The 9724-nt window shown below is 32.1% G+C and carries 9 protein-coding genes; 6 read left to right on the top strand and 3 right to left on the bottom strand.

The window, feature by feature from the left end; genetic code table 11:
• Positions 1-340: 340 nt before the first annotated feature.
• Complete coding sequence (locus G0Q09_RS14230; protein ID WP_219035375.1) at positions 341-1333, top strand: 2-hydroxyacid dehydrogenase; 993 nt, start codon at positions 341-343, stop codon at positions 1331-1333.
• On the opposite strand, the gene G0Q09_RS15290 is transcribed toward G0Q09_RS14230, so the two are convergent.
• From G0Q09_RS15290 to G0Q09_RS14245, 3 genes are all read right to left on the bottom strand, one after another.
• On the bottom strand, positions 1328-1432 hold the full coding sequence (locus tag G0Q09_RS15290) for a DUF4260 family protein (protein WP_257468281.1): 105 nt from the start codon (positions 1430-1432) through the stop codon (positions 1328-1330). The genes G0Q09_RS14230 and G0Q09_RS15290 overlap by 6 nt on opposite strands.
• 253 nt (positions 1433-1685) lie before the next feature.
• The gene (gene lepA, locus G0Q09_RS14240; RefSeq protein ID WP_038332533.1) at positions 1686-3482 is read right to left on the bottom strand and encodes a translation elongation factor 4; all 1797 of its coding nucleotides are present in this window, start codon (positions 3480-3482) and stop codon (positions 1686-1688) included.
• 126 nt (positions 3483-3608) lie between these two features.
• On the bottom strand, positions 3609-3899 hold the full coding sequence (locus G0Q09_RS14245) for a helix-turn-helix transcriptional regulator (RefSeq protein ID WP_219035376.1): 291 nt from the start codon (positions 3897-3899) through the stop codon (positions 3609-3611).
• 263 nt (positions 3900-4162) lie between these two features.
• On the opposite strand from G0Q09_RS14245, the gene G0Q09_RS14250 reads away from it, so the two are divergent.
• The 5 genes from G0Q09_RS14250 to prfH all read left to right on the top strand — a co-directional run bounded on the left by G0Q09_RS14250 (position 4163) and on the right by prfH (position 9495).
• Positions 4163-4726: a glycosyl hydrolase 2 galactose-binding domain-containing protein gene (locus G0Q09_RS14250; RefSeq protein WP_219035377.1), complete on the top strand. Its 564-nt coding sequence runs from the start codon at positions 4163-4165 to the stop codon at positions 4724-4726.
• Positions 4651-6339 carry a beta-mannosidase gene (locus G0Q09_RS14255; protein WP_371875746.1) on the top strand — a complete coding sequence of 563 codons (1689 nt, stop codon included), beginning with the start codon at positions 4651-4653 and terminating at the stop codon, positions 6337-6339. The genes G0Q09_RS14250 and G0Q09_RS14255 overlap by 76 nt, the downstream gene beginning before the upstream one ends.
• 374 nt (positions 6340-6713) lie before the next feature.
• Complete coding sequence (locus tag G0Q09_RS14260) at positions 6714-7475, top strand: hypothetical protein (protein ID WP_219035379.1); 762 nt, start codon at positions 6714-6716, stop codon at positions 7473-7475.
• Between the two features lie 2 nt (positions 7476-7477).
• On the top strand, positions 7478-8869 hold the full coding sequence (locus tag G0Q09_RS14265) for an RtcB family protein (RefSeq protein ID WP_219035380.1): 1392 nt from the start codon (positions 7478-7480) through the stop codon (positions 8867-8869).
• Positions 8869-9495 (top strand): peptide chain release factor H, encoded by a 627-nt coding sequence (gene prfH, locus G0Q09_RS14270; RefSeq protein ID WP_257468282.1) that lies wholly within the window; start codon positions 8869-8871, stop codon positions 9493-9495. The genes G0Q09_RS14265 and prfH overlap by 1 nt, the downstream gene beginning before the upstream one ends.
• Positions 9496-9724 lie beyond the last annotated feature (229 nt).

The raw sequence follows: 9724 nt of genomic DNA on the forward strand, positions 1-9724 counted from the left end.
GTTCACGACAAATTTCATTGACTGTTTTGCCTTGATTTTGTTCTGATAAGATCTTGACGATCTGAACTTCTGTAAAATTGCTCTGTTTCATAATTATCCCTAAGTTAATAAACTATATTTTTAAACGGTCCGGTTTTTAGGGAAGATTACAAAAGTATATTTTTCATGTGTGAATTTGAATTTTCACGAAGTTAGAAATTTTTATTCATCAGCTTATAGCTTTTAGTAAAATATCAAAAATAGAGGATGAATTAATTTTGAATGATTTAAAATTTTATAATAATCAAGTAGAAAGTAAATTACAATTAATTAAAAACATAAATTAGTTAAAAATAATTCAATGAAAATAGCTTTCTTTTCGTCTAAGCCTTATGACAAAATTTTTTTTGAGGCTGAAAATAAAAATTATGGTTTTGAACTTAATTTTTATGAAACACATTTAGGTCCGCATATCGTAAACGCGATTGAAGATGAGCACGCTGTTTGTGTGTTTGTGAATGATAAAGTGAACCGACAAGTCATTGAAGTTTTAGCAAAAAAAGGCGTTAAAATTATTGCATTGAGATGTGCTGGTTTTAATAATGTCGATTTGGAAGCTGCGAAAGAATTTGGAATTAAAGTTTGTCGTGTTCCTGCATATTCTCCCGAGGCTGTTGCTGAACATACAATGGCGATGTTGTTAACATTGAATCGAAAAACACATAAAGCTTATAATCGTGTTCGTGAACAAAATTTTGCATTGAACGGCTTACTTGGTTTTAATCTTTTTCAGAAGACGATTGGAATTGTTGGAACAGGAAAAATAGGAAAGGCTTTTATCAATATTGCGAAAGGTTTTGGATGTAAGATTATTGCTTATGATTTGTATCCAGATCAAGAATTGATGAATAATGGCGTGGAATATGTGGAACTGAATACGTTGTTTAAAAGCTCAGATATTATTTCGTTGCATTGTCCGTTGACGCCAGAAAATCATTACATGATTAATCAAGAAACGATTGCGTTGATGAAAGATGGCGTAACGATTATTAATACGAGTAGAGGTGGATTAATCAATACACATGAAGCGATTGAAGCTTTAAAAAATCATAAAATTGGTTATTTGGGAATTGATGTTTATGAACAAGAAGAAAAATTATTCTTCAAAGATTTATCAGCAGAAATTATTCAGGATGATATGATTCAGCGATTGATGAGTTTTCCAAATGTTTTGGTAACTGCGCATCAAGCTTTTTTTACACAAGAAGCGTTGGAACAAATTTCAGAAATTACGATGCGAAGTATTTCAGAAATTTTGGAAAAAGGCTCGACAGATGAGGTTGTGATGTTATAAATCTCCTAAATGAGTGGATTTGAAACCATCATATTTTTTGAGACCAAACCCTAAAAAACGATCGAACGCAATATGAGCGGAAAATATAAATCCAATCATTAAACACCATTCAATGTGTAAAGAATAGCTAATGAGAATCAATGTAATTGTTATGAATAAAATTATAAGATATTGCACCAATCTTATTTCCAAAAAGATAACCTAACATAAAAATTAATACAGCAAGTTGTTCTAGCTTTAGTAAGTTTTTCATGCGATTGGTATTTAGTTTATTAGTATAAAAATTTTACCAATTATTATAAAAAAAAGCCTCTCAAATGAGTGGCTTTAAATAATTTATATAAAATAAAACTTAGTCGTTCAATTTTAATACAGCTAAGAAAGCAGATTGTGGAACTTCTACACGTCCAATTTGACGCATTTTCTTCTTACCAGCTTTTTGCTTTTCTAATAACTTACGTTTACGAGAAATATCACCACCATAACATTTTGCAGTAACGTCTTTACGTAATGCTTTGATTGTTTCACGTGCAATAATTTTTGCACCAATCGCGGCTTGAATTGGAATATCAAACTGTTGACGAGGAATTAATTCGCGTAATTTTTCACACATTTTCTTTCCAATATTGTAGGCATTATCAACGTGAATTAAGGCAGATAAAGCATCTACAACTTCACCGTTAATCATGATGTCAACTTTCACCAATTTTGAAGCTTTCATTCCAGAAGGTGCATAATCAAACGATGCATATCCTTTTGAAATAGATTTTAATCGATCATAAAAATCGAAAACAACTTCAGCCAAAGGCATATTGAAAATCATTTCTACTCTATGTTGAGTTAAATAATTTTGAGATTGTAATTCACCACGTTTCTCAATACATAAACTCATTACAGGACCTACGAATTCAGATTTTGTAATGATTGCTGCACGAATATATGGTTCTTCAACACGATTTAATCCTGATGGATCTGGCAATTCAGATGGATTATGAACCGGAATCATTTTTTCTGGATCTTTCTCCAAATATGCTTCATAGGAAACGTTAGGAACAGTTGTAATTACCGTCATGTTGAACTCACGTTCTAAACGCTCCTGAATAATTTCTAAGTGTAACATTCCTAAGAATCCACAACGGAAACCGAAACCTAAAGCAGCAGAAGATTCAGCTTCAAAAGTTAATGAAGCATCATTCAAACGTAACTTTTCAATAGATGCACGCAAATCTTCGTAATCTTCTGTGTCAACCGGATAAATACCAGCGAAAACCATTGGTTTTACTTCCTCGAAACCATCAATAGCTTCGCTTGCAGGATTCTCTACTAATGTAATTGTATCTCCAACTTTTACCTCAGAAGCTTCTTTAATTCCAGAAATAATATAACCTACATCTCCAGTTTTAATGACTTTCTTCTCAACTTGATTCAGTTTTAACGTTCCAATTTCATCGGCACCATATTTTTTGTTGGTTGCCATGAATTTTACTTGATCCCCTTTTTTGATTTCTCCATTTACCACTTTATAAAAAGCTTCAATTCCTCGGAAAGGATTATAGACAGAGTCAAAAATCAAGGCTTGTAATGGTGCATCTGGATCACCAACTGGTGCAGGAACTTTCTCGATAATTGTATGTAACAATTCTAAAACTCCTTCACCTGTTTTTCCACTTACACGCAAAACATCTTCGGGATCACAACCAATCAAATCAACAATATCGTCTGTTACTTCTTCTGGATTTGCAGAAGGTAAATCGATTTTGTTCAAAACTGGAATGATTTCCAAATCATTTTCTAAAGCCAAATAAAGGTTAGAAATGGTTTGTGCTTGTATACTTTGCGCAGCATCTACAATTAACAAAGCTCCTTCACAAGCGGCAATTGAACGAGAAACCTCGTAAGAAAAATCCACGTGACCAGGAGTATCAATTAAATTTAAAATATATTTTTCACCATCTTTTTCATATTCCATTTGGATGGCGTGCGATTTAATTGTGATTCCGCGTTCGCGTTCCAAATCCATATCGTCTAATGTTTGATTTTGTAACTCACGATCAGAAATCGTGTTTGTTACTTGCAATAAACGATCGGCCAAGGTACTTTTACCATGGTCAATATGGGCGATAATACAGAAATTACGGATATTTTTCATATTCTATTTGTCGAATAGGCAAAAATAATCTTTTCCGAGCAGACTGCAAGTTTTTTGAAAAATATTATGAATTATATTTTAATAAATTAACGAGAGTTGAAGTGTGTTTTTTACTAAAAAATAAATCTAGGCAATTATCCGATGAAAAAAAGTATATAATTTATCTTCTTTTACTAGACCAAATTTTTGTTTCAAACGATACTTTGTTATTCGTACACTTTTTGGTTCAATATTAAGAAGAGTTGCAATTTGTTTGGTGTCTAAACCAAGATAGATATACGAACAATATTTCAAATTAAGAGGTGTTAGTTTTTGCTTAGAATGCTCGTTTAGCGTTTTGAAAAAGTTTGAATGTAATTCTTGAATTCTAAATTTAGCACTTTCAAAATCATAATCCATTAAATTTTCTTCTCGCATAACTTGTTTTAAATTGATAGAAGAATCATTTCCATTTTTTTGTAGTTTCCGCTTGATCTTGATTGTACAAATCGATTGAATAATCAGTTGCTTTTTTCTGAAATTCAAATATAGCCGAGTCAACCTAAGTTTAGCATATTCGTTATTCCCATAATTAACGAAGCCTATATTATGTATTCAACAAAAGAAATTGTTTTTAATAATCTCTTTTGTGTTTATATGAATTTTAAACCTAATTTTATCCTTATGAAAATCAGCACAAAATGAGGAGATTACTATTTTTTGTTATTACTTTTTTTACATTTATTCAACTTTCTGCTCAAACGACTCGAAATTTGAATTTAGAGAATTGGACTTTTCAACAAAAAGGAGATTCAAAATGGCTGAAAGCTGAGATTCCTGGTTCTGTTCATACCGATTTGATGTTAAATAATATTATTCCAAATCCTTACAAAGACGTTAATGATGCAAAAGTGCAATGGGTAGAAAACGAAGATTGGAACTACAAAACTTCTTTTGATTTGACTGAAGCCGAACGAAAAGCGCAAAACATTCAGTTAAAATTTAATGGATTGGATACATATGCAAAAGTTTTTCTGAACGGAAAATTAATTCTGGATGCGAATAATATGTTTCGAATTTGGGAAGTTTCGGTCAAAGATTTACTGAAAGATAAAAATAATTTGCTCGAAATACAATTCAAATCGTCGCCTAATGAAGGAAAACGATTAGCAAATCTTCTTCCATATAAATACCAGAAGGTGAGCGTGTTTTTACTCGAAAAGCGCAATATCAGTATGGTTGGGATTGGGGACCAAGATTGGTAACGGTTGCGATTTATAAACCAATTGAACTTATTTCTTGGAATAATTTAAAACTGAATGACTTGTCTTATGAAATTGTCAAATTGGATAAAAATCAAGCGAAAGTAAAGTTTAAATTTATTATCCAATCGGAACAAAATACAGCTGTAGAAATTAATTTTAATCAGAAAATAATCACTCAAAAATTAACCAAAGGAATTAATCATTTTTCGACTGATGAAACGATTCACAATCCAAAATTATGGTGGCCAAATGGAATGGGCGAACAGTATTTATACGATTATCAATTCAAAATTAAACAAGGAAATGAACAGATATTTAAGTATTTAAAATTTGGTTTACGTACGATAGAATTGGTAAAAGAAAAAGACGAAGTTGGCTCTAGGTTTTATTTTAAAGTGAATAGGATTCCAACTTATATGAAAGGTGCAAATTATATTCCGCAAGATAATTTTGTTTCACGAGTTTCAAAAAATGATTATGAAAAGTTGATAAATAGTTCGGTTGAAGCCAATATAAATATGATTCGTATTTGGGGTGGTGGAATTTATGAGAACGATTATTTTTATGAATTATGTGATGAAAAAGGTTTGTTGGTTTGGCAAGATTTTATGTACGCTTGTGCTTTTTATCCTGGCGATCAAGATTTTCTTCACAATGTAAAACAAGAAACAATTGATCAAGTGAATCGCCTAAAAAATCATACTTCTATTGCGCTTTGGTGTGGAAATAATGAAATTGATGAAGCGTGGAAAAATTGGGGATATCAGAAACAAATGGGCTGGTCGAAACAAGATTCGTTGAGTATTTGGAAAGATTATCAAACGACTTTTCATCATATTATTCCGAATGTTTTAGATTCGATTTTACCAAAATCAGAGAATCGCTATTGGCCGTCTTCACCTTCGATTGGTTGGGGAAGAAAAGAAAGTTTGACGCAAGGAGATTCGCATTATTGGGGCGTTTGGTGGGGAATGGAATCGTTTGAAACGTATGAAAAAAAAGTTCCACGTTTTGCTTCTGAATATGGTTTTCAAGGAATGCCAACGTTGGAAACGGTGAAATCAATGTTTTCTGAAAAAGATACATTGAGTAAAAATTCTGCAATAATTTTAGCGCATCAAAAACATCCAAAAGGTTGGGAAACAATCAACGAATATATGCAGCGAGATTATGTTGTTCCGACCGATTTTGTGCAGTACAACTACGTTTCTCAATTGTTACAAGCACGCGGAATTCAGTTGGCAATTGAAGCACATCGACGTGCAAAACCTTATAATATGGGAAGTTTGTATTGGCAATTGAATGACGTTTGGCCAGTAACTTCGTGGTCGTCTTTGGATAAATTAGGAAATTGGAAAGCGTTACATTATCAAGTGAAAAGAAGTTTCGAAAATGTGCTAATTTCAGTAGAAAAAGAAGAAAATGTGTACAAAATTTATATCGTAAATGACTTATTGAAAGATTTGAAAGGAAAAGTAAAATTTTCTGTGGTAGATTTTAATGGAAATAAACATTGGACTAATGATAAAGATGTAATTATTTTATCAAATTCTTCAACCAAGATAATGGAATTAACTGATGAAATTTTGAAAGGAACTTCTTCAACTAAATGAATGTTAAAAATCAATAATATTTTTCTCCCTATTTTTAGTGAAATTTCACAAAGGATTTGGAAATGTGAATTTTATTGACTTAAATTTGCACTGATAAAAATCATAACGTATAACAATTTAATAACGAAGAAATAAAATGTTCAAAGAAACGACATATCAGTTTTTAGCTATTGCAACAGATTTTGCAATGAGCATTCTTCGTGCTTATAAATCGTAAATAATTTACTTATTATATCAAAAGCCCGGAGGATTCTTCGGGCTTTTTCTTTTATTATTCCATTCTAGATTCAGAATAACTTCTAAAAACTTCCGAAGAAGAAATAGTTAGCGCTAATTATTTCAAAATAATTATTTGCAATCAAATAATCCATTTTATGGAAGATTCAATTTTCTTTTCTACTCAATTACGAACAAAAAGAGCGAGGAAAAGAAGTGTAAAAACAACGAAAGAAAAAAATGTAAGAGAGAAATATAAACGTCAAAAAGAAATTTTTAAAGAACAAAAAGAAATTCCGCTTGTTCTTTTAAAAGAGCCGTGTCAAAAAGGTTTTGAGCGATATATTGTATTGAGAGAAGATATTAAAAAAGAAAATGAGATTGAGTTTTTTACTCAAATTCTAAAGAAAATAAATACTTCTCAATATGCAGAAACGCGAAAGTTTGTAAAAAAACGAAAACGAAACGGAAAGCGAATTTATGTTCAGAGAATTCAAGAGTTGAAACAATTGCAACCTTACGAATATTCAGGTCCGTATTCAATTTTGAATGATGAAGAACGTCTATATTTTGTGTGTATTCAGGTGTATGATCCCAAGACAAAACGTTTCAAAGGAATTTATGAATTTCTACAACCGTGGCGTTTTCGATTGATTATAAAACCAAATATGATTACGTATTACAAACCGCTTGATATTGATTTGAAGCGCGAAGAAGCGCAAATCGATCATTTTTTTGACAAGTATAAAAATCAAGGAATCCTTTTAAAGAAAATAGTTGGAGGAGGGTATTCGTATGAACGAAAACCAAAATTTAAAAATCCTTTTACAAAAAGGAAATTTTTTAATAATAAAAATTTAGCGATTGAAATCGCTGAAATGCTGATGGAAAAAGAACATCAGTTATCTAAAAGATATTAATCATGGGAAATAAAATCTCTGGAAAGGACTTTATAAAAATAGGCTTTCCAAAATATAATTCGATCAATATTGCAATTGGGCAAATTCATCGATACAGAAAAAAAGAAAAGAAACAAACGATTATTAACGAAGCAAAAGAAGTTTTACTTGAGCCAGAAAAATACATCGGTCACGGAATTTGGGGAAAAGTTGCGGAAGGATTAATAAAACCAGTTGAGGTTAGATTACAAGAATTAAAAACAACGCGTTCACCTTTTTCGATTTTTGGAGAAAATGAAATTGACGAGCAAGCAAAATTTCAATTATATGATGCATTGAAATTGCCAATTTCGGTAAAAGGAGCTTTGATGCCAGATGCGCATTCGGGGTATGGATTGCCAATCGGAGGTGTCTTAGCGACGGATAATGCGGTGATTCCTTATGGAGTTGGTGTGGATATTGGTTGTAGAATGAGTCTTTCGGTTTACGATTTGCCAGCTAGTTTTTTGAAAGGAAAATCGCATCAATTGATTCAGATTTTGCAAGATCATACCAAATTCGGAATGTATGAAACGCATAAACTAAAAGCGGATCATGAAATTTTTGAACGTTCTATTTTTGATGAAATTCCAATCTTGAAAAGTTTAAAAACAAAAGCTTATCAACAATTAGGAACTTCTGGTGGAGGGAATCATTTTGTTGAATTTGGGATTGTGAAATTAGATGAGGTAAAACCTGAATGGAACTTGATTCCAGGAGAATATTTGGCTGTTTTATCGCATAGTGGTTCGCGTGGTTTGGGTGCAAATATTGCAAAACATTATACGTATTTGGCGACGAAACAATGTCCACTTCCGAAGCAAGTTCAGCATTTGGCTTGGTTAGATTTGGACACGTACGATGGCCAAGAATATTGGGCAGCGATGAATTTGGCTGGCGAATATGCCAAGGCTTGTCACGATGATATTCACCGAAGAATTGCGAAAGCTTTGGGAAAACGTATCGTTTTTAACATCGAAAATCATCACAATTTTGCGTGGAAAGAAATGGTTGAAGGAACGGAACGAATTGTTCATCGTAAAGGAGCGACGCCAGCTGGAAAAGGAATTTTAGGAATTATTCCAGGTTCGATGACCGCGAACGGTTACATTGTTGAAGGTTTGGGAAATGAATTGAGTATTAATTCGGCTTCGCATGGTGCGGGACGAAAAATGTCGCGTGCGAAATGTAAATCAACAATTACTAAAAGTTTTATGAATTCACAATTGAAAGATGCAGGAATTGAGCTGATTGGCGGAAGTGTAGATGAAGCACCTTTGGCATATAAAAACATAAAAACGGTGATGAATTTACAGACTGAATTAGTGAAAGTGTTGGGAACTTTTACACCGAAAATTGTACGAATGGATAAATAATGATGAGGAAAAAAATTATTCAACTTACATCGGGTAGAGGACCAGCGGAATGCAATTTTGTGGTGACTAATGTTTTTAAAAAGTTTTCGGAAGCGTGCACAAAATCTGAAATTAAGTTTGACATAATTGAAAGAGAAATGGATAAAGATTTTCATCAACTTTCATCTGTGATTATAGAACTTGAAGGAAATGATTTAAACACGTTTTTAAAAACTTGGCTTGGAGCAATTTTATGGATTGGTAAAAGTCCATACCGAAAATTTCATCAACGAAAAAATTGGTTTATTGGTTGTTTTGAATTAGAAATTCCGAAAGAAAATTCAATCAATCCGAATGAAATTATATACCAAACAATGCGAAGCTCTGGAAATGGTGGACAAAATGTAAACAAAGTAAATTCGGCTGTTCGTGCGATACATCAACCAAGTGGAATTTCGGCTGTTTCGATGGATTTACGTTCACAACATCAGAACAAAAAAACTGCAACAACTCGTTTGTTATTGAAATTACAAGGATTTGAAACCAATAAATTGAAGGACTTGGTTCAAAAAAAATGGAATAATCAAACGTCTATTGCAAGAGGGAATCCTGTGAAAATATTCAGAGGAGATAAATTTAGTGAATAAAAAAAAGCCGCTCAATGAGCGGCTTTTAGTTTATTTTTGACACTGTACCAAAAACTGTGTAAGTATAAAATTCTGCTTGGGTTAAAATCGAGCAGAATTTTATTTATACATTTAATATTTACATATTTATGGAAACAAAAGACCTATTTCCGGATGATTTTTTCAAACAGTTTAAAACTGGCGATGAACTCCAAAACTTTCTCAAAGACTTACAAAAGCGAGGAATTGA

Origin of the sequence: Empedobacter falsenii (assembly GCF_019308355.1) — a bacterium.
GTDB classification, from domain to species: domain Bacteria; phylum Bacteroidota; class Bacteroidia; order Flavobacteriales; family Weeksellaceae; genus Empedobacter; species Empedobacter falsenii_B.